Source organism: Aquibium sp. A9E412, assembly GCF_030398335.1.
Taxonomy (GTDB): domain Bacteria; phylum Pseudomonadota; class Alphaproteobacteria; order Rhizobiales; family Rhizobiaceae; genus A9E412.
On sequence record NZ_JAOAOP010000059.1, the window covers coordinates 1 to 22255 of the forward strand.

Here is a 22255-nt window from a genome sequence, read left to right on the forward strand (position 1 = left end):
CCGGCGCGCGAGGCGCAGCGTCCGGCACCACCGGCGCGCGAGCCCTACCGGCCGGCCGAGACCGCGCGCGAGGAGCGCGATCCTGCCCCGGCTGCGGGCCAGTCCGGCGGCTGGGTGCGCGACCTGCTGCGCGGCGCCTCGCGCGACGAGCAGCCGCTGACGCCGGCCGCGCCGCGGCCGCGCGAGGAGCCGAAGCCCGACCGCTCGGCGCTGCATGTGGTGGAATCGCTCAACTCGCTGTCGGTCGACATCGCCCGGGCGATCGACCACGAGGCCTCGATCGAGCTGTGGGACCGCTACCGGCGCGGCGAGCGCAATGTCTTCACCCGGCGGCTCTACACGCTCAAGGGCCAGCAGACGTTCGACGAGATCCAGCGCAAGTACAAGACCGACGGCGAGTTCCGCCAGGCGGTCGACCAGTACTGCCGCGATTTCGAGAAGCTGCTCAAGGACGTGGCGCGCTCCGACCGCGACCACATCATGACGCAGACCTACCTGACGTCGGACACCGGCAAGGTCTACACCATGCTGGCGCACGCCTCCGGCCGGCTGCGCTGAGCCGGCCGCCGCCGCCCGCACCATCCGAAGGGGCCGTCGCGCGACGGCCCCTTCTTTTTTGCGCGATGGAGCACCTCCGGCGACGCGGAAACCGGCGCGCCGTTCGAGAACGCGCCACGACAGGAACCCGGGGCCGGGCTGCGGTCGGGTGAAGAAAGGCACGATGCCGCGCCAGGCCGCGCGGCATCTCAAGCTCAGGCATCAAGGATGGCGGAAGGCCCGTCCGGGCCGCGCTGCGGCGGCACCGGCCGGCGCGCTCACATGACCGAGACGGCCCAGGGCACGATCTCGAGGGCGACGGCGTCGAACGCGGCGTCGAGCGCGGCGACGAAGCCGTCCGCCCCCGAGGCGGCGACCGGCACGGTGGCGGTGAAGCGGCGCGCGGCGCGCACCACGCCGTTGCGGTCGTTGAGCACCCGCACGTAGAACTCGGCGACCGCGCGCTCCGGCGCGTCGACGCGGATCTCGAAGGCGCGGATGTCGACGATCACCTGGTAGTCGATCGCCAGCCCCTCGCCCGGCAGCCCGACGCCGCCGAGCCGGTCGGAGAGCTGCAGCGTCTCGGCCAGGCGGGCCTGGACGATGCGCGGCAGCCGGTCGGCCCAGCGCGCGCCTTCGAGGAACTGGATGGTGGCCGGCCCGGTCTTGATGACGATGTCCTGGCCGTCGAGCGCCTTGAGCGCGGTCGGCTCGGCGACCAGCGCCTGGACGCGCGGCAGGCGGCGGCCGCGCTCGGGCGGCTGCGGTGCGGTCAGCTCGTAGGTGTCGACCGGCGGCGGCGCGCCGCCGGGCAGCGCGGCGCATCCCGCGAGCGCGACGGACAGCAACGTGCCGACTGCAACCTGCCGCAGCTCCATCACACTGGCATCCCCCGTACGCGACGCGCGGACGATCGCCTCGCCCGCCAACCCTCGTCTTTGCGGTCGAACCGGGCCAATGTCAACGGCGCTGGCGTCCGTCGTAGCGGCGCACCTCGCCCTCGCCGCCGGTGATGATGCGCTGCGGGTTCTGCTCGAGATCGCTGATCGACTGCTCGATGCGGTTGATGGTGCGGCGCGTGTCGCGCACCAGCGCCTCGACGTCGCGCAGCCCCTGGCCGGAGAAACGGGCGAGCCCCTCGGTGATCGTCTCGACGCGCCGGTTGAGCGTGTCGGCGACCGAGCGGAAGGATTCCAGCGTCGCGCGCGCCTCGGCCACCACGCTGCCGGCATCCTCCGAGCCGAGCAGCCCGTCGAGCTTGGCGAGCACGCCGTCGACGCGCACCGAGGCCTGGTTGAGCCGCTCGGCGAGCTCGCGCGCATTGGTGATGAAGCTGTCGATGTCCTCCTCGCGGCCGGCGATGCGGCCGGTCACGCCGGCCACGTCCTCGGCCGCCTTGTTCACCGTTGCGCTCGCCTGCTGGAAGTTGTCGAGCGCGGCGCGCAGCTGTTGCGCGTCGACCGCGCCGATCAGCGCGTCGACGTTGTCGAGCGTGCCGCTGGCGTCCTCGGCGAAGCTGCCGATCGACGTCACCGCCGCGTCGACGCCGCTGACGATGCGGTCGAAATCGCCGCTCGCCGCGTCGAGCCGGGCGCTGAAGCTCTCGACATTGTCCATCACCCGCCCGAAGCCGTCGCTCGCCGTCTCGAGGCGGGCGCTGAAGCTCTCGACATTGCCGAGGATGGTGTCGATCTTCTCGCGGTCGACCGAGTTGATCAGCGCATCGGCCGACGCCAGCGTCTGCTCGAGCTGGCCCGACACGCCCGACATCGTCTGCGACAGCGCGCTGACGCTTTCCAGGAAACTGTCGACGCCGTCGGCGTTGCGCTCGAGCGCGGCGGAGAAGCTGCGGATGTTCTCCACCGTCTCGGTGAGCGGCTGGCGCGCGTCGCCGACGAAGCCCTCGAGCTGCGAGATCACCGTGTCGGCGCGCGTCAGCAGCGTCTGCGCCGTCTGCAGCAGGTTGGTCACCGCCGAGGGGTTGGCGGTGATCTCGGCCACCGTGCCCTCCTCCTCGGCCCGGTCGAGCAGGTTCGGCTCCTGCGGGTTGCCGCCCTTCAGCTCGATGTTGGCCTGGCCGGTCAGCCCGGCGAGACCGACATCGGCCTGCGTGGAGCGGGTGATCGGTGTCAGCCGGTTCACCCGCGTGTCGGCGATCGCCACGCTGGGATTGCTGAGATCGAGGTAGACGCGCTGCACGTCGCCCACCTTGACGCCGTTGAACAGCACCGCGCTGCCGGGGCCGAGCCCGGCCGCCGAGCCGGGAATGCGGATGCGCAGCGCCGCGGTCTCGCCGCGCTCGCCGCCGGCCGCCAGCCAGTAGACGAGGCCGAACAGCGCCGCGAAGGCGACCACGGTGAAGATGCCGACGACGACGTAGTTGGCCTTGGTCTCCATGCGCTAGCCGTCCGCCGTCAGGCCCGGGCGTCGACGTCGATGCGCCGCGCCCGCTTGCCGCGGAAATAGGATTTCACCCAGGGCTCCTCGCTTTCCATCATCGTCTGGACCGGACCTTCGACCAGCACGCGCCGGTCGCCCAGGACCGCGATCCTGTCGCATGCCGTCAGCAGGCTGTCGAGATCGTGCGTCACCATGTAGACCGTCAGGCCCATCGTGTCGCGCAGCTTGCCGACCAGCTCGTCGAAATCCGCCGCGCCGATCGGGTCGAGGCCGGAGGTCGGCTCGTCGAGGAACACGATGTCGGGATCGAGGGCGAGCGAGCGGGCCAGCGCGGCGCGCTTGATCATGCCGCCGGACAGCTCCGAGGGGTACTTGCCGGCGGCGCTGCGCGGCAGACCGACCAGCTCGATCTTGAGCAGCGCCAGCTCGTCCATCAGCGCCTTGGGCAGGTCGAGATACTCGCGCATCGGCACCTGCACGTTCTCCAGCACCGTCAGCGCGGAAAACAGCGCGCCGTGCTGGAACAGCACGCCGACGCGCATGTCGATCAGGATGTTCTGCGCCTCGCTCGCCTGATCGAGATCGACGCCGAACAGGCGGATCGTGCCGGCGCGCTTGGGCACCAGGCCGAGCACGGTGCGCAGCAGCACCGACTTGCCCGAGCCCGAGGCGCCGACGAAGCCGAGGATCTCGCCGCGGTAGAGCTCGAGCGACAGGTTCTCCAGCACCAGAACGTCGCCGAAGCCGACCGTCAGATCGCGCACCTCGAGCACCACGTCGCGGTCCTCGCGGCCATCGCCGTTGCCGTGCGGTGCGGCGCTCTGGCCGTTCGCCTCGCTCATGCGCGCTCCCCAAGCCTGCGGACTGCCCGGTCCGGTGTCCGCGGTTTGAGCATGGCGATGTGGCGGAAACCCGGCAAGCCGGCGGCCGCGGCCCGGCCGCGCGCGCGCCGCACCGCGCGCGCTGCGCGTTCTTCAGGCCTGTGCTCTGGGCGTCCCGGCGGCATGCGCTAGAAATCGATTGCGGCGTAGAACATGGCGAAGAAGCCGTCGACGACGATCACCACGAAGATCGCCTTCACCACCGAGGCGGTGACGTGGCGGCCGAGCGATTCGGCGCTGCCGCCCACCTTCATGCCCTCCGCCGAGGCGATGATGCCGACGATGATCGCCATGAACGGCGCCTTGATGAGGCCGGCCATGATGGTCGACATGTCGATGCCGCTGTGCAGCCGGTCGATGAAGGCCGACGGCGCGATGCCCGAATAGGTCCAGGCGACCGCCATGGCGCCGCCGAGCGCGGCGAAGTTGGCCAGCACGGTCAGGCACGGCACCGCGATGATGAGCGCCACAAGGCGCGGGAAGACGAGCACGCCGATCGGGTTGAGGCCGATGACGGTGAGCGCGTCGACCTCCTCGCGCATCTTCATCGAGCCGATCTCGGCGGTGATCGCGCTGCCGCTGCGGCCGGCCACCATGATCGCCGTCATCAGCACGCCGAGCTCGCGCAGGATCAGGATGCCGACCAGGTCGACGACGAAGATCTCGGCGCCGAAATAGCGCAGCTGGAAGGCGCCCTGCTGGGCGATGATGGCGCCGACGATGGCCGACATCAGGACGATGACGGGAATCGCCCCGACGCCCATGCGGTCGGCCTGGTTGACCACCGCCGCCATGTTGATGGCGCGCCGCCGGCCGAGCTTCATCTGCGCGCCGCGCACCGTCGCGCCGAGGATGTGCATGTTGTAGAGCAGGTCGTCGCGCCCGGCATAGACCGCCTTGCCGAGCGCGGCGAGCCAGCGCGTCACGAAGAAGCCGGCCGGCCCGCGTTCCGCGCCGTCGTCGCGCGTCGTCGCCTCCTCCACCGCCGCCAGCAGCACCCGCGCCGCCGTCGGGCAGTTGACCAGCTCGACGCGGGCGCCGGCCGCGCCCTGGCGCTGCATCAGCCGCTCGATCAGCCAGGCCCCGGCGGTGTCGAGATGGGCGAGACCGGCGAGGTCGAGGCGCAGCGTGGCGATGTCCTCGCGCGCCTCGATCGCGCGCATCTGCGCGTCGATGTCGGCGACGCTGCGCGTGTTCCACACGCCCGACAGCCGGCACTCGACCACGCCGTCGCCCTCGGCGACCGAAAGCCGCGGACGGTCGGGCCGGTCCGCTGCAAGGCTTGCGTCGCGCTTGGCTTTGGTCAACATGGGGCCCATCAATAGAGCCGCCGGCGGGAGAAGGAAACAGGCTCGTTCGCCGGGCCGGCCGACGCGGTCGGCTTTCCCTCCCCCGCGGCACCCACACCCAACCTGCGAGAGGCCCATGGCGCGCACCCTGACCGTCGAGATCGAACGCTTTCCCATTGCCGGGGTGTTCAACATTTCCCGTGGCTCGCGGACCGAAGCCGAGGTGATCACCTGCACCATCGCCGAGGGCGGCCATCGCGGCCGCGGCGAATGCGTGCCCTATGCGCGCTACGGCGAGACGCTCGACAGCGTGCGCGAGGCGATCGAATCGGTCGGCGGCGCGCTCGCCGAGGGCGCCGGGCGCGAGGAGATCCAGACGCTGATGCCGGCCGGCGCGGCGCGCAACGCGGTCGACTGCGCGCTGTGGGACCTCGAAGCCAAGCGCGCGGGCAGCCGCGTGCACATGCGCGCCTGCCGCGTGCCGCCGCGCCCGGTGACGACCGCCATGACGATCTCGCTCGACACGCCCGACGAGATGGCCGCCCAGGCGCGCGCCAATGCCCATCGGCCGCTGCTCAAGGTCAAGGTCGGCGGCGACAACGACATCGCCCGCATCCACGCGGTCGCCGGCGCCGCGCCGCACGCCCGCCTGATCATTGACGCCAACGAGGGCTGGACGCCCGACAACATCCGCGAGAACGTGCTGGCGGCGGCCGAGTACCGCGTCGCGCTGATCGAGCAGCCGCTGCCGGTCGACGACGACGCGCTGCTGCGCGACATCCCGCATCCCGTGCCGATCTGCGCCGACGAGAGCGTGCACACGGTCGACGACATGGACCGCCTGCTCGGCCGCTACGACGCCGTCAACATCAAGCTCGACAAGACCGGCGGCCTGACGGCTGCGCTCGCGCTGCGCGAGCGGGCCCACGAACTCGGCTTCTCAGTGATGGTCGGCTGCATGGTCGGCACGTCGCTTGCCATGGCGCCGGCCGTGCTGCTCGCCCAGGAGGCCGATTTCGTCGACCTCGACGGGCCGCTGCTGCTCGCCCGCGACCGCTCGCCCGGCCTCACCTATTCCGGCTCGCTGGTCTCGCCGCCGTCGCCGGCGCTGTGGGGCTGACGGCCGTCCCGCGCTCGCCTCAGGCGGCCCGCACGATCTCGGGCGGCAGCGTCACCGGCACCGGCCTGCCGGCGCCGGTGACCGCCGCGCCCGCGGTCCAGGTCAGGATCTCGAAGCGGCCGTCGAAATGCTCGACCAGCGCCGTGCAGCTTTCCACCCAGTCGCCGGTGTTCATGTAGCTGACGCCGCGCACGTCCTCGATCTCGGCGTGGTGGATGTGGCCGCAGATGACGCCGTCGACGTCGGCCCGGCGCGCCTCCTGCACCAGCACGTCGCGGAAGGCGCCGATGAAGTTGACCGCCTTCTTCACCCGCACCTTGGCCCAGGCCGAGAACGACCAGTAGGGCAGCCCGAGCGCGCGGCGCACGCGCGCCACCGCCCGGTTGGCGACGATCGCCGCGTCGTAGGCCTTGTCGCCGAGATAGGCGAGCCAGCGCGCATTGTGCACCACCGGGTCGAACTGGTCGCCGTGGATGACCAGCATGCGCCGGCCGTCCGCCGTGTCGTGCACGGCCCGGTCGGCGACCACGATGCCGCCGAAATGCACACCCTGGAAGCCGCGCAGGAACTCGTCGTGGTTGCCGGCGATGTAGACGATGCGCGCGCCCTTGCGCGCCTTGCGCAGCAGCTTCTGCACCACGTCGTTGTGCGCCTGCGGCCAGTGCCAGGAGCGCTTCAGCCGCCAGCCGTCGACGATGTCGCCGACGAGATAGATCTTCTCGGCCTCGTGGTGGCGCAGGAAGTCGATCAGGAACTCCGCCTTGGCCGGCTTCGAGCCGAGATGCACGTCGGACAGGAAGAGGGTGCGGAAGGTGCGCGGCGTCGCGGTCATGATGCGTCCCAGGCCTCGGGCTTGCCGGCCTGCTATGGCGCGATTCATGTCACAGGCTTATGACGGTTGTGCTGACACGCGCCGGCGCGCTAGACCATCGGGTCGAAGGGCGTGCAGCGCCGACGGGCGGCCTGGCGGCCTGTCCAGCCGATTTGCCGCATGCGTGCGAGGCCGGGAGGTTCCGCTCGGCGGCGACATGCTCTGGACGGCGACCGGCGAAGCGAGAGGGGACGGTATGGATCTGGGCATTCGCGGCCGCAAGGCCATCGTGTGCGCGTCGAGCCGCGGGCTCGGCCGCGGCTGTGCCGAGGCGCTGGCGGCGGAAGGCTGCGCGCTGGTCGTCAACGGCCGCAACGCGGCGGATCTGGAGGCGACCGCCGAGGCGATCGCGGCCAGCCACGGCGTGCCGGTGACGCCGGTCGCCGGCGACGTGTCCGACCCCGCGGTGCAGGCGGCGCTGCTCGCCGCCTGTCCCGAGCCCGACATCCTGGTCAACAACAATGGCGGGCCGCCGCGCCGCGACTTCCGCGCGCTGACGCGCGAGGCCGTCGTCGAGGGCGTGATCCAGAACATGGTCACGCCGCTCGAGCTGATCCGCGCCACCGTCGACGGCATGGCCGCGCGCGGCTTCGGCCGCATCGTCAACATCACCTCGCTGTCGGTCTACATGCCGATCGCCGGCCTCGACCTGTCGTCGGGCGCGCGCGCCGGGCTGACGGCGCTGCTGGCCGGCGTGCTGCGCCAGGTCGCCGACCGCAACGTCACCGTCAACTACCTGCTGCCGGGCAAGATGGACACCGAGCGGCTGCATGCCGGCCTGCGCGCCGGCGCCGAGCAGGCGGGCACCGACCACGCGACCGAGGCCGCCCGCCAGGCGGCGGCGATTCCGGCCGGCCGCTTCGGCACCGCCGAGGAGTTCGGCCGCGCCTGCGCCTTCCTGTGCTCGGCCCATGCCGGCTACATCACCGGCCAGAACCTCAAGATTGACGGCGGATTGCACGACAGCGCATTCTGACGCGCCCGCCGCCGCCATTTCAGCCTTTACGACACGCCAACCGCAAGAGTCTGGGGAGAATTTGCTGTGAAACTGCTGCGCTTCGGCAACAAGGGTGCGGAACGGCCGGCAGTGCTGGCCGAGGACGACACCATCCGCGACGTCTCCTCGCTGGTCAGCGACTTCGCGCCCGAGACGATCTCGCCGGCGCTGCTGCGCATCCTGCAGGGCGCCGACCTCGCCGCCCTGCCCGAGGTGCCGGCCAGCACGCGCATCGGCGCGCCGCTGTCGCGCACCGGCCACTTCATCGCCATCGGCCTCAACTACGCCGACCATGCCGCCGAATCCGGCGCCGCGGTGCCCGACGAGCCGATCGTCTTCTCCAAGGCGCCGAGCGCGCTGTCGGGCCCCAACGACGACGTCATGCTGCCGCCCGGCTCGCAGAAGACCGACTGGGAGGTCGAGCTCGCCGTCGTCATCGGCGAGCGCTGCGACTGCGTCGCGGAGGCCGACGCGCTGTCGCACGTGTTCGGCTATGCCGTGTGCAACGACGTGTCGGAGCGCGCCTACCAGATCGAGCGCGGCGGCCAGTGGATCAAGGGCAAGAGCGCGCCGACCTTCGGCCCGCTCGGGCCGTGGATCGTCACCGCCGACGCGGTGCCCGACCCGCAGGACCTCGACATGTTCCTCGACGTCAACGGCGCGCGCGCGCAGACCGGCAACACGCGCACGATGATCTTCTCGGTCGCCCACATCGTCGCCTACCTGTCCCGCTTCATGGTGCTGGAGCCGGGCGACGTCATCACCACCGGCACGCCGCCCGGCGTCGGCATGGGCCGCAAGCCGCCCGTTTACCTGAAGGAAGGCGACACGATGGACCTCGGCATCGCCGGCCTCGGCGAGCAGCACCAGAAGGTGATCGCGCGGCGCTGACGCGCCTGCTGGGCGCGCCGGCGGCGCTGTTGAGAAAGGCAAGGCATCCCATGACCGACGGCAAGGGCGCGCCCGCGAGCCCGTCCGACCTCGACGAGGCGGCCCTCTTCTTCCACCGGCACCCGGTGCCCGGCAAGCTCGAGATCCAGGCGACCAAGCCGCTCGGCAACCAGCGCGACCTGGCGCTGGCCTATTCGCCGGGCGTCGCCGCGCCCTGCCTGGCGATCCGCGACGAGCCGGGAACGGCGGCCGACTACACCGGCCGCGCCAACCTGGTGGCCGTCGTCTCGAACGGCTCGGCCGTGCTCGGCCTCGGCGACATCGGCCCGCTCGCCTCCAAGCCGGTGATGGAAGGCAAGGCGGTCCTGTTCAAGAAGTTCGCCGGCATCGACGTCTTCGACATCGAGATCGACGCGCCCGACATTGCCCGCATGGTGGAGACCATCGCCGCCCTCGAGCCGACCTTCGGCGGCATCAATCTGGAGGACATCAAGGCGCCCGAGTGCTTCGAGGTCGAGGAGCAGCTCAAGGCCCGCATGGGCATCCCGGTCTTCCACGACGACCAGCACGGCACCGCGATCATCGTCGCGGCCGCCGTTCTCAACGGGCTGACGCTCGCCGGCAAGCGCATCGAGGACGCCCGCATCGTCACCTCCGGCGCCGGCGCGGCGGCGATCGCCTGTCTCAACCTGCTCGTCGCGCTCGGCGCCGACATCGCCAACATCTGGGTCACCGACCGGCACGGCGTCGCCTATCGCGGCCGCACCGAGGAGATGGACCGCTGGAAGGACGCCTATGTGAAAGACACCGGGGCGCGCACGCTGGCCGACGTGATCGGCGGCGCCGACGTGTTCCTCGGCCTGTCGGCGGGCGGCGTCCTCAAGCCCGACATGGTGGCGGCGATGGCCGAGCGGCCGCTGATCCTGGCGCTCGCCAACCCGGTGCCGGAGATCATGCCCGACGCCGCGCGCGCCGCCCGGCCCGACGCGATGGTGTGCACCGGGCGCTCCGACTTCCCCAACCAGGTCAACAACGTCCTGTGCTTCCCCTACATCTTCCGCGGCGCGCTCGACGTCGGTGCGACGGCGATCGACGAGGCGATGAAGCTCGCCGCCGTGCGCGCCATCGCCGCGCTCGCCCGCGAGGAGCCCTCCGACATCGCCGCGCGCGCCTATTCCGGCGAGGCGGCGGTGTTCGGCCCCGACCACCTGATTCCCTCGCCCTTCGACCCGCGGCTCATCCTGCGCATCGCCCCGGCCGTCGCCGAGGCGGCGATGGCAAGCGGCGTCGCCACCCGGCCGATCGCCGACATGGACCAGTATCTCGACCGGCTGAACCGCTTCGTGTTCCGCTCCGGGCTGGTCATGAAGCCGATCTTCTCGGCCGCCAAGGCGGCCGCGCCGCAGCGCATCATCTATGCCGACGGCGAGGACGAGCGGGTGCTGCGCGCCGCCCAGGTGGTGCTCGAGGAGGGCCTCGGCCGGCCCATCCTGATCGGCCGGCCGCACGTGGTCGAGACGCGGCTCGCCCGCTACGGGCTGAAGATCAGGCCGAACGCCGACTTCGAGATCGTCAATCCGGAGGACGACCCGCGCTACCGCGACTATGTCGATCTGCTGATCCGCACCGCCGGGCGCCGCGGCGTCACCCAGGAGGCCGCGCGCACCATGGTGCGCACCAGCAACACGGTGATCGCCGCGCTCGCCATGCTGCGCGAGGAGGCCGACGCGATGATCTGCGGCCTGGAAGGCCGCTTCGAGCGGCACCTGCGCTATGTCGACATGCTGATCGGCTGCCGCGCCGGCGTGCGCGACCTGTCGGCGCTGTCGATGCTGATCGCCCAGCGCGGCGTCACCTTCTTCACCGACACCTATGTCAGCGTCGAGCCGAGCGCGACGGAGATCGCCAACATGACGCTGCTGGCGGCCGAGGCGATCCGCCGCTTCGGCATCGAGCCGAAGGCCGCGCTCCTGTCGCACTCGAATTTCGGCTCGCGCGATTCGGCCAGCGCGCTGAAGATGCGCGAGGCCGCCGCCCTGGTGCGCGAGCTCGCCCCCGACCTCGAGGCCGACGGCGAGATGCACGGCGATTCGGCGCTGTCGGAGACGCTGCGCCAGCGCGTCTTCCCGCACGCCCAGTTCCGCGGCGAGGCCAACCTTCTGGTCTTCCCCAATCTCGACGCCGCCAACATCACGCTGACCACGGTCAAGACGATGACCGACGCGCTGCATGTCGGGCCGATCCTGCTCGGCACGGCGATGCCGGCGCACATCCTCACGCCCTCGGTCACCTCGCGCGGCGTCCTCAACATGAGCGCCATCGCCGCCGTCGAGGCCGCGCAGCGCTCCGCCGCGCGCACGCTGCCGGCCGCCTAACCACCGTTTAACGCTTCGCTGGCAGGCTGCCGCGACTGGCGACGGCGGCGATGCCGGCGCGGCGGCACACGGGGCAGGAAGGATGCGGCGGACCATGAGCGGCCTCGGCGACAGGCTTCTGCGGGCGGCCGCCATCGCGGCCTGCCTGTTCGCGCTCGGCGCCGGCCCGGCCGCCGCGCAGTCGTGCGCCGACCTCGCCGCCCGCCTCGCCGCCGTGCCGCCGACGGGCGGCAGCGCCCAGCTCGCCAGGTTCGAGCGCGCCGTCGCCGCCCAGGCGGCCGCGCTGCAGCGCGCCCGCGCCGACGCGCGGCGCACGCGCTGCGGCGGGCTGTTCTCGGCCGGCGGTCCCGCCTGCAAGACGCTGTCGGCGACGATCGCCCGCATGGAGCGCAACCTGCGCGCGCTGGAGCGCCAGCGCGACAACCTGGCCGCCGGCCGCGACCCGCAGCGCGAGCGCCGCGAGATCCGCGCCGCCCAGGCGGCCGCGGGCTGTCTCGGCGAGGCGCCGCGCGCGACGGTCGCCCGCGCCGCGCCCGAGCCGCAGCGCCGCCGCGCCGCTGCCGACCGCCCGGCCGCCACGCAGAGCGTGCGCCGCGTCGTCATCACCGACGGCCCGCGCGGCGATCCCGCCGGGCGCTACCGCACGCTGTGCGTGCGCACCTGTGACGGCTACTACTTCCCGATCTCCTATGCGGTGCCGGCGAGCGCCTTCGCCCGCGACGCGCTGATCTGCCGCCAGCGCTGCCCCGGCAGCGACACCGCGCTCTACATCCACCGGGTTCCCGGCGAGGACACCGAGGCGATGGTGGCGGCCGGCGACGGCACGCCCTACACGGCGCTGCCCGCCGCCTTCGCCTATCGCGACCGCGCGCCCGGGGCGGCAGCCTGCGGCTGCGGCGCGGCGCGCGCCGCCGAGCGCGGCTTTTCGGTGATCGCCGGCGACACCGTCGCGCCGCCGGCCGATCGCGAGGCCGGGCTCGTCCTGCAGTCGGAAGCGACGATGCCGGCGGTCGCCCCGGTGCCCGAGGCGGCCGAGCCGCAGGCCGCGCCGGTCGATCCGCAGGCGGTCGCCGCCACGCTGCGCCGCACGCTCGCCGACCCGCTCGCCGCGCGGCCGGCCGAACGCCGCGTCAGGGTCGTCGCGCCAGCGTTCCTTCCCGGCCCAGAAGCGGCAGAAGATCGGCCAGCTCCGGCCCCGACGGACGCCCGGTAAGCGCCAGCCTGAGCGGCAGGAAGAGCGCCCTGCCCTCGCGTCCGGTCGCCCGCTTCACCGCGTCCGTCCAGACCCGCCAGGTCGTGCCGTCCCACGGTTCGGGCGGCAGCAGCGCCAGCGCCTCGCGCACGAAGGCGCGGTCGTCGTCCGACAGCGCCGGCGTCTCCTGCGGCCCGCGCGTGACGATGCGCCACCAGTCCTCCACCTCGGAGAAGCTGTCGAGATTGCCGCGCACCGCGAGCCAGAACGGCGCGGCGCGCGGGTCCGCGATGCCGAGCGCGGCAAGCCGCGGCGCCGCCGCGTCGAACGGCATGGCGTGCAGCAAGGCCCGGTTGAGCGCCTCGAGCTCGGCCGGATCGAAGCGCGCCGGCGATTTCGACGCCATCGCCGGGTCGAAGTCGCGGGCGAGCGCGTCGAGCGAGGCGACCGGCGCCACCGGCCGCGCGGTGCCGATCAGCACCGCCAGCGACGCGATCGCCATCGGCTCGATGCCGGCCGCGCGCAGCGCGCCGACCGACAGCGCGCCGCTGCGCTTCGACAGCCCCTCGCCGCTCGCCGTGGTCAGGAGGTTGTGGTGGCCGAAGCGCGGCGGCGTGTGGCCGAGCGCGCGGAACAGCGCGATCTGCGCGCCGGTGTTGGTCACGTGGTCGTCGCCGCGGATGACGTCGCTCACCCCCATCTCCGCGTCGTCGACCACCGAGGGCAGCGTGTAGAGATAGCTGCCGTCGGCGCGCACCAGCACCGGGTCGGACAGCGAGGCCAGGTCGACCGTCTGCGGCCCGCGCACGATGTCGTCCCAGGTGATCTCGGTGCGCGCGGGCCGCTGCGGGTCGTCGGCGAAGTTGGGCAGCAGGAAGCGCCAGTGCGGCCGCCGCCCCTCGGCCTCGAGCCGCGCCCGCTCGGCCGGGTCGAGCATCAGCGCCTCGCGACCGTAGACCGGCGGCAGCCGGCGCGCCAGCCGCAGCTTGCGCCGCCGCTCCAGCTCGTCCGGCGTCTCGTAGCAGGGATAGAGCAGGCCGGCCGCCTTGAGCCGCTCGACCGCCGCCGCATAGGTGGCGAAGCGCGCCGACTGGTGCACGGTGACGTCGGGGTCGATACCCAGCCAGTGCAGGTCGGCCTGGATGGCGTCGGCGTGGCGCTGCCGCGAGCGCTGCGTGTCGGTGTCGTCGAAGCGCAGGATGAAGCGCCCGCCGTGCCGCCGGGCATGCAGCCAGTTGAACAGCGCTGTGCGCACGTTGCCGATGTGGATGTCGCCGGTCGGCGACGGCGCGAAGCGGACGGTCACGCTCATGGCGTCACGACCTAGCCAAGGGGGCCGCGCTTTGCAAGGCGCGCGCCCTGAGCCGCCGCGAGACGGCGAGCATCAGCCCCGACGCGGCGATGCAGTAGAGCCCCATGGCGGCGATCTGCCAGGGATAGGGCACGCCGAGATCGATCAGGAAGCCGGTGATGCCGGGCCCCATCGCGGTGGCGAAGACCATGATGGCGACGGTCAGCGCGCGCACCGCGCCGAGATGGCGGATGCCGTAGATCTCCGGCCACACCGCGCCGAACAGCGTCGAGGAGAAGCCGTAGGAGACGCCGAGCAGGCCCATGAAGGCGAAGGCCGCCCACTGCGCCTCGAAGCCGGCCAGGATGAGGCAGGCCGCCGACAGCGGCAGCAGGTAGGACGGCAGCACCGCGACCGCCGAGAAGCGGTCGATGAGCTGGCCGGCGACCAGCGCGAAGATCACCGTCATCGCCGCCATGAAGGTGAAGGAGGAGGCGAACACCTCGAGCGACCAGCCGCGCAGCTCGACCAGATAGACCTGATGGAAGAAGATCGTCGTGCCGATGAAGCCGGGCGCCATCACGCCGAGCAGCAGCAGGTAGAACTGCGGGTCGCGGACCACCTCGGCGCGCGTCCAGTCGCGCGGCGCGGCCGCGCGCGGCAGCGGGTCGCTCGAGCGCGGCGCCCGCTCCACCGCCATCAGCGTGGCGATCGCCGGTAGCGCCACCAGAAGCAGCATCGCCGCGGCGACCAGCCAGCCGTTGCGCCAGCCGACGATCGCCGCCACCGTGACGAAGGCGAGCGGAAAGATCGCCTCGCCGACATTGTGGCCGAGCGTGACGATCGACACCGCCCGGCCGCGCTGGGCGGCGAACCAGCGGCCCATGGCGGTGAAGGCGTTGTGCGTCATCATGCCCTGGCCGAACAGCCGCAGCAGGTAGATCGTCACCGCCAGCACCAGCAGCGAGCGCGACAGCGCCATCGCCACGCAGGCGAGCGCCAGCATCGGCACGATGATCAGCGTCACGGTGCGCGCCGAGTGACGGTCGACGATCTGCCCGAAGCGCGGCATGGTGAAGGCGCTGGCCAGCGTCGCCAGCATGTAGAGCGTGCCGAACTGGCCGTGCGTCAGCCCGTATTCGGCGCGGATTTCGCCGGCCGACAGCGCGATGAAGAAGGTCTGGCCGTAGGACGAGAAGAAGGTGAGCAGGAAGCCGCCGGCGATCCAGCGGGCATTCTCGCGCAGAAACAGGACGAACGACATCGGCGGGACTCGCGGCGAGCCCGAGCGATGGACGAGCCGCGCCGAAAGGTCAATCGCGCCAGCCGGCCGCGCCGCTTGCGCCAGGTCGTCAGGCCGGCGCCCCGCTCAACGGTCGCGCCGCCGCGCCGCGATCGGTTTCGCCCCTGCGCGACGCATCCGCTTCTTGGTTGTCTCTGGCGGGCCGTGGCGCGCATCGCCCGTGGCATGGGCTCGCCAGCACATGTCGCATACCGCATCGCCGTAGGACAGCGTGCGGCGGCGTGCGTAGTGGCCGCGCCGGCCGTCTTTCGCGATCACATCCGCGACGGGCCAGTCGTACTGGCACCAGCTCTGCCGGAAGACCGCGAGGATTTCGGGATCGTCGAACGTCTCGCCGAGCCGGCGGGCGAAGGTTTGCGGCGGGCAATGGGTGAAGTGGGTGAGGATGTCGTCACCGTCGATGCGGCGTTCCACGGCATAGCCGGGCGCGCCCTCCGCGCTGAAGGGAAAGAAGAGCAGCATGCGCACGGTCCAGCGCAATCGGCGGCCGGGATCGCGCGTCGCCACCCGCGCCGGCAGCGCGGTCGCCGCCACCATGCGGCGATAGACGACCCAGCCGAGATCCGCGACCGTCGCGCGCGCCGAAGGTGCGGCCACGCCCGCCTGGCGCAGCGTCCGGTAGGCAGCCACCGTCTGCACCGCCATCTCGACCAGCAGGCGGTTGCCGAACCGCGGCAGCGCCGCGCTTCGGGCATAAGGCCGCAGGCGCACGGCCTCCGGTTCGAACGCCGCCACGCAGCGCTCGATCTCCGGCGTCAGCCAGCGGCGTCTCGCGCCGTCCTCTCCGACGAGCTCTCGGTCGGCCAGTGTGCGGCGCGCTGCCGCCGCGACGACGCGGTGCAGAATGCGGCGTGCCAGCCGATCGCCGAGCCTGGCATCGCTCATGACCGTCGCCTCCGCCACAGCGCGAAGACGGGGACTCCGGCCGCGCCCGCACGGCCGGATGTCGCGACGAGCATCGTCATCGCGGCCTCCGTTTCTGCGAAACCGTGGTGCAACGGCACACGGCAACCGCTGCGCAGTCGAGCACGACCGGTCGGCAGAAACTTCAACCCAGATCAGGATTCGTCGGCGAAAAGGCGCGTCTGCCCACCCTCAGGCCGGCGCCCCGGCGCGATCGCGGAACCGGTTGGTGATCGGGTAGCGCCGGTCGCGGCCGAAGTTCTTCCTCGTGATCTTGACGCCCGGCGCGGCCTGGCGGCGCTTGTATTCGGCAAGATAGAGCAGATGCTCGACGCGCTCGACCGTGCCGCGGTCGTGGCCGCGTGCGACGATCTCGGCCACCCCCATCTCGTTTTCCACCAGGCACTCCAGGATGTCGTCGAGCACCGGATAGGGCGGCAGCGAATCCTGGTCGGTCTGGTCGGGCCTCAGCTCGGCCGAGGGCGCCTTGTCGATGATCGACGGCGGGATCGCCTCGCCGGTCGGGCCGAGCGCGCCGGGCGGCACATGCGCGTTGCGCCAGCGCGACAGCGCGTAGACCTGCATCTTGTAGAGGTCCTTGATCGGGTTGAAGCCGCCGTTCATGTCGCCGTACAGCGTCGCGTAGCCGACCGACATCTCCGACTTGTTGCCCGTCGTCACCACCATCGAGCCGAACTTGTTGGAGATCGCCATCAGGATGGTGCCGCGCGTGCGGCTTTGCAGGTTCTCCTCGGTGATGCCTTCCGCCGTGCCGGAGAAAAGCTGCGTCAGCGCGTTGGAGAAGCCTTCGACCGGCTCGAAGATCGGCACGATGTCGTAGCGGCAGCCGAGCGCGCGGGCGCAGTCCTCGGCGTCCTTGAGCGAGGCCTTCGAGGTGTAGGTGTAGGGCATCATCACGCAGCGCACCCGCTCCTCGCCCAGCGCGTCGACGGCGAGCGCCGCGCACAGCGCCGAATCGATGCCGCCGGAAAGCCCGAGCACGACGTTCTTGAAGCCGTTCTTGTTGACGTAGTCGCGCAGGCCCAGCATGCAGGCGCGGTAGTCGGCCTCCTCGCCCGGCGGGATCACCGCCATCGGTCCGGCCGTGCAGCGCCACAGCTCGTCCTCGCGGTGCCAGGCGGTCACCGCCACGGCCGCCTCGAACTGGCTCATCTGGAAGGCGAGCGACTTGTCGGCGTTGAGCGCGAAGGAGGCGCCGTCGAAGACGAGCTCGTCCTGGCCGCCGAGCTGGTTGGCGAAGACGAGCGGCAGGCCGCTCTCGATCACCTGGCGCAGCGCCACCTGCTGGCGCACCTCCAGCTTGCCGCGATAATAGGGCGAGCCGTTCGGCACCAGCAGCAGCTCCGCGCCGGATTCGGCCAGCGTCTCGCATACGCCGAGATCGCCCCAGATGTCCTCGCACACGGGAATGCCGAGCCGCACGCCGCGGAAGGAGACCGGCCCCGGCATGTGCGGCCCCGGCTGGAAGACGCGCTTCTCGTCGAACTCGCCGTAGTTCGGCAGGTCGAGCTTGTAGCGCTCGCCGGTCACCGCGCCGCCGTCGAGCACCATGACGGCGTTGTGCAGGCCGCTCGGCCGATCGAGCGGCGTGCCGACGACCACGCCCGGCCCGCCGTCGGCCGTGTCCGCGGCAAGCGCGCGCACGGCGCGCTCGCAGGCCGCCACGAAGGCCGGCTTCAGCACCAGGTCCTCGGGCGGGTAGCCGGCGATGAACAGTTCGGTGAACAGCACCAGGTCGGCGCCCTGGCGCGCGGCGTCGGCGCGCGCCTCGCGGGCGAGCGCCAAATTGCCGGCGATGTCGCCGACGGTCGGGTTGAGCTGGGCCACGGCGATGCGCAGCGTGTCGGGGCGGTCGCGGGTCATGGCCCGTGATCTAGACGGTTTCGCCGCCGGAGGGAACGGCCCGCCGCACGGCGATGCGCCGGAGGCTCAGCGCCCGCGCCGCACGGCGCGGCACAGGCCCCACAGGATCGCCAGGTTCAGCGCCGGGGCGAGGATCCCCGCCACGGCCGGCCACGGGTCGGCCAGCCGTCCGACAAGCAGCGTCCACGGCATGCCGAGCGGCATCAGATAGACGGCCGACAGCGGATCGCGCTCGGCGCCGAACAGGCCGAACGTGCCGACCGCGAGGACGAACAGGGCGAACAGATAGGCGAGCGCGAACAGGGCGAGCAGGATGCGGCAGATCACGGGCAGTGGACCTCGGGCTGGCCCGGGCGGGCCGCCCGCGCGGGCCGCCGTTGCCCCTCGGCGGCCCGCGCGGCGTCGCGGAATGCCATTTGGACGGCGCGGCTCAGAGCGCGCCTTCGTCCGTCAGCGACATCACATCCGCGACGATTCCGCCCGAAACGAGGCAGCGCCACGGCGCCCGGTTCGGTCCCACGCCGACGATGACGAGGGTGTTGGCCTGCGAGAACTCCGACGACAGGACGGTAACGCTGTTGCCGGTCTGCTGCGCCACCGCGTCGAGGCAGGCGCGCTCGTCTTCGGCGCTTCCGGTGCGCATCGACGGCTGCGCGGGCTGCGGGGCCTGCGCGCCCGGGCTGCTGGTTTCCGAGCAGGCGGCAAGCCCGGCGGCGGCCAGCGCCAGCGCGCCCAGCGTGAGTAGAGGCTTCATCGATCGTTCCTTTCCTGCGGGTCTCGGGGTCCGGGAGCACGGTTCGCGGTGCTGCGGCGGCGCCGTGCCTGGATAGAGCGTTTCCAGGCGAAGCGGACACCGGTTCGCCGTCCGCGAACGCGGCAAAACAACACATCGGAGCCGATCTGCGATCCCATGAAGCGCAGAACGGCTCTACGACATGATCACGAAGTCGCGGCCCGACCGCGTGTCGGGATGCAGCGGCGCGTCGGTCATGATCAGCACCATGCCGGAATGCATGTGTGCCTGCATGCGCTTGACGAAGGCCGGATCGGCCGAGATGCGGCGCAGCGCCCGCTCCTCCGGCTCGAAGAAGCCGTCGACATCGGAGTTGTGGCTGAGCGTCACCCATTCCAGGCCGCTCGTCTTGTCGTGCGCGCCCTTCAGCATGAAGACATGGCTGCCGAGCGGGCCGCTGCCCGACACCGTCAGCGTGCTTTCGGCCAGCACCGCGCCGTTCTCGACCAGCATGATGCGCCGCTCCGAGCCCGATGCGATGAGCGAGGTGACGGGATGGCGCTCGGCTTCCGTCCAGTCCTCGGGACGCTTCTTGCCGGCAAGCGCGGCCGTCGCCGCCTCGAACTCGTGCTCGGCATAGGCGCCGAGCACCATGCCCGGATGCACCAGCTCGGCCGGGTCGTCATGCGCGCCGGCGATGATGACCGGCGTGCCGAGATGGGTGACCTCGAACAGCCGCTCGGAAAACGCCATCGGCAGCCGGATGCAGCCGTGCGAGGCGGGATAGCCCGGCAGGTTGCCGGCATGCAGCGCCACGCCCGACCAGGTCAGCCGGTTCATGTTCGGCATCGGCGCGTTGTTGTAGGTCGAGGAGCGGTGGTGCTTGTCCTTCTGCAGCACCACGAACACGCCGACCGGCGTCTCGTGGCCGGGCTTGCCGGTCGAGCAGGTCGACACCGCGATGCGCACGCCGTTGCGGTAGACGTGGACGCGCTGTTCGGGCAGCGACACGACGATGGCGACCGGGCCGAACGGCTGCCGGTCGGGATGCCAGGTGAACTCGCCCGGCTTGAGCGCGTGGATTTCCTTGATGACGTCGCGCGCCACCGCCTCGGCCGCCAGCAGGCCGGCCACGGTCAGCGCGCTGCCGGCGACAAACCGGCGACGGGTCAGCTTTCCTTCACGCACGTCCTTCACCCCGTTTCGGCACCTGCGGACGTCTTCTGCCGGCCGCGTGCACCACCGGAGAGCTCCTCTGGCCGCAGTACGTCGGATTGCGGCGCGACGGTCCAGTGAGTTTTTCTGCCCGAAGCTGAATCGGATTCAGGTGTAGTAGGCCTTCTCGTGCCGCGCGATCTGCCGCCGCACCCACTGCTCGAGGGCGCGCAGCGCCGGCTCGTCGCGGCGCGAGGCCTTGATGCACAGATAGTAGTCCTCGTTGGTCGGCAGCCGCAGCGCGCTCAGCTCGCGCAGGCGGCCGGCGGCGACGTCGGCGGCGACCAGGAAATCCGGCACCATGGCGATGCCGAGGCCCTGGCGCGCCATCTCCAGCGCCAGCACGTAGTGCGAGGTCTGCAGCCAGCGCCCGGTGTAGAGCTCGTCGAGCCGCAGGCCGGCCCTGCGGCAGTAGTCGAACCATTCCTCGCCGGGCTCGTCCGGCTCGAACGTCGTGGTGATCAGCGGCATGTCGCCGGGCGCGGCGTCCGGCAGCAGCACCGCGACCAGCCGTTCGGCCTGCAGCCGCAGCGCCCAGAAGCCGAGCTCGGTGGGAAAGCTGGTGACGAACGCGTCGGCCACGCGGTCGGTCAGCTCCGGGTCCTGCGCATACATGCGAAGCTGCAGATCGATGGTCGGCTGCGCCGCGAGAAAGCTCTTCAGCCGGCCGATCAGCCAGCCCGGCGCGAAGCTGCTGCACACCGCCAGGCGCAGCACCGTGCGGCCGCCGCCCACCGTTTCCGACAGCGACCGCTGGATCTGTGCGAAGGCGACGTTGAGCTTGACGGCGAGCCGCTGGCCGGCCGGCGTCAGGGCGATGTTGCGCCCCGAGCGGACGACCAGGCGCTCGCCGACATGCTCGGTCAGCTTGCGGAGCTGGTGGCTGACGGCGCTCGGCGTGACGCCGAGCTCGCCGGCCGCCGCATGGATGGAGCCGAGCCGCGCCACCGCCTCGAAGCACTCCAGCGCGCGCATGTTGCCGACGCGCAGGTTCATCGCCGGCGCCCCGCCGCGGCTGCGTCCGCGCGGGGCGGGCCATGCCTGTTGCTCCCGGTCATCCTGTCCTCGCAGCGCCGGCCGACGCCGCAAGGTAGCGCCATCCCGGCGCCGCCGGCAAGCAGGCTCACATGGCGATGCCGAGCCGCGCCTCGCCGCGGTCGAGGATCAGCGGCACGATCAGGTCCTCCTCGTCGGCCAGATGGCGCGTCAGCATGGCGATCAGCGCGCCGTTGGCGTCGGCATAGGCGTCGGCGGCGAAGCGGCGCCGGTCGGCGTCCTGCGCCAGCGCGCGCAGGAAGGCGTTGGCGGCCTCCGCGTTCTGCTCGAGCGCGGCGTGGATCACGTGGTGGTCGCTGTCGAGGATGTCGAAGCCGCGCTTCAGCCGGCTCTCCGCCCGCGCGAAGACGGGAAAGTAGTGCATGTCCTCGATCTGGTGGTGGCCCTCGAGCTGCTGCAGGAAGAAGCGCAGCCGCGGCGCGAAGAAGCGCGCGAAGTCCGCCGCCTCGCGCCGGCCCTCGCGGTAGTCGGCGATGGCGCCGCTCAGCATGCCGCCGAGCTCGCGGAACATGTCGTGCCGCTGCAGCCAGAACGAGGCCATGCCGCCGAGATTGGCATGGCCGTGCCAGCGCTCGCGCGGATATTTGTCCAGCAGGTAGCGCAGGTCCTCGGGCAGGCCGGCGCGGCGGGTCAGGTGGCTGCCATCCATGCGGTGTCTCGGCTCGCGGTCGCGCTCTGCTTCGTTGCTGCGCGCCATCGGGGGTGCGCCGGGCGCGCTTGCGTGCACATAGGTTTGCCGCGGCGGTCTTGCCTACCCCGCGTCGGTGCCGTCGGCCGGCTCGTCGTCCGGCGCGCGCGCATGCTGCGGCAGGCCGTCGGTGATCGCGTAGTAGTCGCCCTTGTCGGCGACGAAGATGTGGCCCTCGGCGACGAGCCCGCTCGGCAGGTCGAACGACCCGGCCATCACCGAGGTCCGCTGCGCGCCGTTCGCCTTCCAGAACAGCACCGAGCCGCAGGTCGCGCAGAAGCCGCGCCGGGCGAAGTCGGATGCGGCGTACCAGGTCACGTTGTCGCCGCCCTCGACCGTCAGCGCCGCGTCGTCGACGTCGGTCGCGGCATAGACATGGCCGCTCTGCCGCCGGCACTGCGAGCAGTGGCAGTAGACGACGCCGCGCATCGGCCCCCGGGCGCGAAACCGCACCCGGCCGCACAGGCACGCCCCGCTGTGCACGTCGCTCATCGCCACCTCCCTGGTTGTGCTCCGGCATAGCCGAGCCGGCCGCCGCCGGCCAGCCAGAATCCGCGAACGCAGCATTCAGCGATGCTGCACGTCGCGTGCGGGACCCGGGGCGCGGGGGCGCGCGGCCGCGCGCCGGC

At 71.9% G+C, this 22255-nt stretch carries 20 protein-coding genes and 1 pseudogene; 6 read left to right on the forward strand and 15 right to left on the reverse strand.

The features are described from left to right. Positions 1–558 (forward strand): annotated as a pseudogene (locus N1F89_RS16575) (hypothetical protein); the annotation flags it as partial. A 257-nt stretch (positions 559–815) separates the two neighbouring features. On the opposite strand, the gene N1F89_RS16580 reads toward N1F89_RS16575, so the two are convergent. The 4 genes from N1F89_RS16580 to N1F89_RS16595 all read right to left on the reverse strand — a co-directional run bounded on the left by N1F89_RS16580 (position 816) and on the right by N1F89_RS16595 (position 5128). Then, positions 816–1415 carry an ABC-type transport auxiliary lipoprotein family protein gene (locus N1F89_RS16580; RefSeq protein WP_290085400.1) on the reverse strand — a complete coding sequence of 200 codons (600 nt, stop codon included), beginning with the start codon at positions 1413–1415 and terminating at the stop codon, positions 816–818. Positions 1416–1497: 82 nt separating this feature from the next. Beyond that, positions 1498–2934, reverse strand: a complete 1437-nt coding sequence (locus tag N1F89_RS16585; protein WP_290085401.1) for an MCE family protein — start codon at positions 2932–2934, stop codon at positions 1498–1500. Between the two features lie 17 nt (positions 2935–2951). After that, complete coding sequence (locus N1F89_RS16590; RefSeq protein WP_290085403.1) at positions 2952–3779, reverse strand: ABC transporter ATP-binding protein; 828 nt, start codon at positions 3777–3779, stop codon at positions 2952–2954. Positions 3780–3946: 167 nt separating this feature from the next. After that, on the reverse strand, positions 3947–5128 hold the full coding sequence (locus N1F89_RS16595; RefSeq protein ID WP_290085405.1) for an ABC transporter permease: 1182 nt from the start codon (positions 5126–5128) through the stop codon (positions 3947–3949). A gap of 115 nt (positions 5129–5243) precedes the next feature. Between N1F89_RS16595 and dgcA the strand changes: the two genes are divergently transcribed. Next, positions 5244–6227, forward strand: coding sequence for an N-acetyl-D-Glu racemase DgcA (gene dgcA / locus N1F89_RS16600; RefSeq protein ID WP_290085407.1), 984 nt, complete (start codon positions 5244–5246; stop codon positions 6225–6227). A 19-nt stretch (positions 6228–6246) separates the two neighbouring features. Here dgcA and N1F89_RS16605 read toward each other — a convergent pair whose 3' ends face one another. Next, positions 6247–7059 (reverse strand): UDP-2,3-diacylglucosamine diphosphatase, encoded by an 813-nt coding sequence (locus N1F89_RS16605; RefSeq protein WP_290085410.1) that lies wholly within the window; start codon positions 7057–7059, stop codon positions 6247–6249. Between the two features lie 235 nt (positions 7060–7294). Between N1F89_RS16605 and N1F89_RS16610 the strand changes: the two genes are divergently transcribed. The 4 genes from N1F89_RS16610 (at position 7295) to N1F89_RS16625 (ending at position 12574) form a co-directional block, all read left to right on the forward strand. Continuing rightward, positions 7295–8074 carry an SDR family oxidoreductase gene (locus tag N1F89_RS16610; RefSeq protein WP_290085412.1) on the forward strand — a complete coding sequence of 260 codons (780 nt, stop codon included), beginning with the start codon at positions 7295–7297 and terminating at the stop codon, positions 8072–8074. 66 nt (positions 8075–8140) lie between these two features. Further along, complete coding sequence (locus N1F89_RS16615) at positions 8141–8986, forward strand: fumarylacetoacetate hydrolase family protein (protein WP_290085415.1); 846 nt, start codon at positions 8141–8143, stop codon at positions 8984–8986. 50 nt (positions 8987–9036) lie between these two features. Continuing rightward, a complete protein-coding gene (locus N1F89_RS16620) occupies positions 9037–11361 on the forward strand; it encodes an NADP-dependent malic enzyme (RefSeq protein ID WP_290085417.1) in 2325 nt (774 codons plus the stop codon). A 94-nt stretch (positions 11362–11455) separates the two neighbouring features. Next, entirely contained in the window at positions 11456–12574 is a 1119-nt protein-coding gene (locus N1F89_RS16625; protein ID WP_290085419.1) for a DUF2865 domain-containing protein, read from the forward strand. On the opposite strand, the gene N1F89_RS16630 is transcribed toward N1F89_RS16625, so the two are convergent. The 10 genes from N1F89_RS16630 to N1F89_RS16675 all read right to left on the reverse strand — a co-directional run bounded on the left by N1F89_RS16630 (position 12492) and on the right by N1F89_RS16675 (position 22118). Further along, positions 12492–13865: a glutamate--tRNA ligase gene (locus N1F89_RS16630; protein WP_290085421.1), complete on the reverse strand. Its 1374-nt coding sequence runs from the start codon at positions 13863–13865 to the stop codon at positions 12492–12494. The two genes, N1F89_RS16625 and N1F89_RS16630, sit on opposite strands and share 83 nt — an antisense overlap. A 4-nt stretch (positions 13866–13869) precedes the next feature. Beyond that, positions 13870–15108, reverse strand: a complete 1239-nt coding sequence (locus N1F89_RS16635; protein ID WP_290085423.1) for an MFS transporter — start codon at positions 15106–15108, stop codon at positions 13870–13872. Positions 15109–15213: 105 nt separating this feature from the next. Beyond that, positions 15214–16032, reverse strand: a complete 819-nt coding sequence (locus N1F89_RS16640) for a hypothetical protein (RefSeq protein WP_290085425.1) — start codon at positions 16030–16032, stop codon at positions 15214–15216. Positions 16033–16242: 210 nt separating this feature from the next. Continuing rightward, positions 16243–17934 (reverse strand): NAD+ synthase, encoded by a 1692-nt coding sequence (locus tag N1F89_RS16645; protein WP_290085426.1) that lies wholly within the window; start codon positions 17932–17934, stop codon positions 16243–16245. A 66-nt stretch (positions 17935–18000) separates the two neighbouring features. Then, positions 18001–18261 carry a hypothetical protein gene (locus N1F89_RS16650; protein WP_290085427.1) on the reverse strand — a complete coding sequence of 87 codons (261 nt, stop codon included), beginning with the start codon at positions 18259–18261 and terminating at the stop codon, positions 18001–18003. 103 nt (positions 18262–18364) lie between these two features. Further along, a complete protein-coding gene (locus N1F89_RS16655) occupies positions 18365–18688 on the reverse strand; it encodes a hypothetical protein (protein ID WP_290085428.1) in 324 nt (107 codons plus the stop codon). Between the two features lie 174 nt (positions 18689–18862). Beyond that, on the reverse strand, positions 18863–19855 hold the full coding sequence (locus N1F89_RS16660) for a L,D-transpeptidase (RefSeq protein WP_290085429.1): 993 nt from the start codon (positions 19853–19855) through the stop codon (positions 18863–18865). Between the two features lie 135 nt (positions 19856–19990). Next, complete coding sequence (locus N1F89_RS16665) at positions 19991–20878, reverse strand: LysR family transcriptional regulator (protein ID WP_290085430.1); 888 nt, start codon at positions 20876–20878, stop codon at positions 19991–19993. Positions 20879–21005: 127 nt separating this feature from the next. Continuing rightward, entirely contained in the window at positions 21006–21587 is a 582-nt protein-coding gene (locus N1F89_RS16670) for a hemerythrin domain-containing protein (protein ID WP_290085431.1), read from the reverse strand. 102 nt (positions 21588–21689) lie between these two features. Continuing rightward, positions 21690–22118: a GFA family protein gene (locus N1F89_RS16675; RefSeq protein WP_290085432.1), complete on the reverse strand. Its 429-nt coding sequence runs from the start codon at positions 22116–22118 to the stop codon at positions 21690–21692. Positions 22119–22255 lie beyond the last annotated feature (137 nt).

Excerpts from the sequence above, each read along its gene's own strand:
- dgcA (WP_290085407.1), top strand. The coding sequence starts at position 5,244 with ATGGCGCGCACCCTGACCGTCGAGATCGAACGCTTTCCCATTGCCGGG.
- N1F89_RS16580 (WP_290085400.1), bottom strand. The coding sequence starts at position 1,415 with ATGGAGCTGCGGCAGGTTGCAGTCGGCACGTTGCTGTCCGTCGCGCTC.
- N1F89_RS16625 (WP_290085419.1), top strand. The coding sequence starts at position 11,456 with ATGAGCGGCCTCGGCGACAGGCTTCTGCGGGCGGCCGCCATCGCGGCC.
- N1F89_RS16620 (WP_290085417.1), top strand. The coding sequence starts at position 9,037 with ATGACCGACGGCAAGGGCGCGCCCGCGAGCCCGTCCGACCTCGACGAG.
- N1F89_RS16640 (WP_290085425.1), bottom strand. The coding sequence starts at position 16,032 with ATGAGCGATGCCAGGCTCGGCGATCGGCTGGCACGCCGCATTCTGCAC.
- N1F89_RS16670 (WP_290085431.1), bottom strand. The coding sequence starts at position 21,587 with ATGGATGGCAGCCACCTGACCCGCCGCGCCGGCCTGCCCGAGGACCTG.
- N1F89_RS16610 (WP_290085412.1), top strand. The coding sequence starts at position 7,295 with ATGGATCTGGGCATTCGCGGCCGCAAGGCCATCGTGTGCGCGTCGAGC.
- N1F89_RS16665 (WP_290085430.1), bottom strand. The coding sequence starts at position 20,878 with ATGAACCTGCGCGTCGGCAACATGCGCGCGCTGGAGTGCTTCGAGGCG.
- N1F89_RS16675 (WP_290085432.1), bottom strand. The coding sequence starts at position 22,118 with ATGAGCGACGTGCACAGCGGGGCGTGCCTGTGCGGCCGGGTGCGGTTT.
- N1F89_RS16605 (WP_290085410.1), bottom strand. The coding sequence starts at position 7,059 with ATGACCGCGACGCCGCGCACCTTCCGCACCCTCTTCCTGTCCGACGTG.
- N1F89_RS16655 (WP_290085428.1), bottom strand. The coding sequence starts at position 18,688 with ATGAAGCCTCTACTCACGCTGGGCGCGCTGGCGCTGGCCGCCGCCGGG.
- N1F89_RS16635 (WP_290085423.1), bottom strand. The coding sequence starts at position 15,108 with ATGTCGTTCGTCCTGTTTCTGCGCGAGAATGCCCGCTGGATCGCCGGC.
- N1F89_RS16585 (WP_290085401.1), bottom strand. The coding sequence starts at position 2,934 with ATGGAGACCAAGGCCAACTACGTCGTCGTCGGCATCTTCACCGTGGTC.
- N1F89_RS16645 (WP_290085426.1), bottom strand. The coding sequence starts at position 17,934 with ATGACCCGCGACCGCCCCGACACGCTGCGCATCGCCGTGGCCCAGCTC.
- N1F89_RS16630 (WP_290085421.1), bottom strand. The coding sequence starts at position 13,865 with ATGAGCGTGACCGTCCGCTTCGCGCCGTCGCCGACCGGCGACATCCAC.
- N1F89_RS16595 (WP_290085405.1), bottom strand. The coding sequence starts at position 5,128 with ATGTTGACCAAAGCCAAGCGCGACGCAAGCCTTGCAGCGGACCGGCCC.
- N1F89_RS16590 (WP_290085403.1), bottom strand. The coding sequence starts at position 3,779 with ATGAGCGAGGCGAACGGCCAGAGCGCCGCACCGCACGGCAACGGCGAT.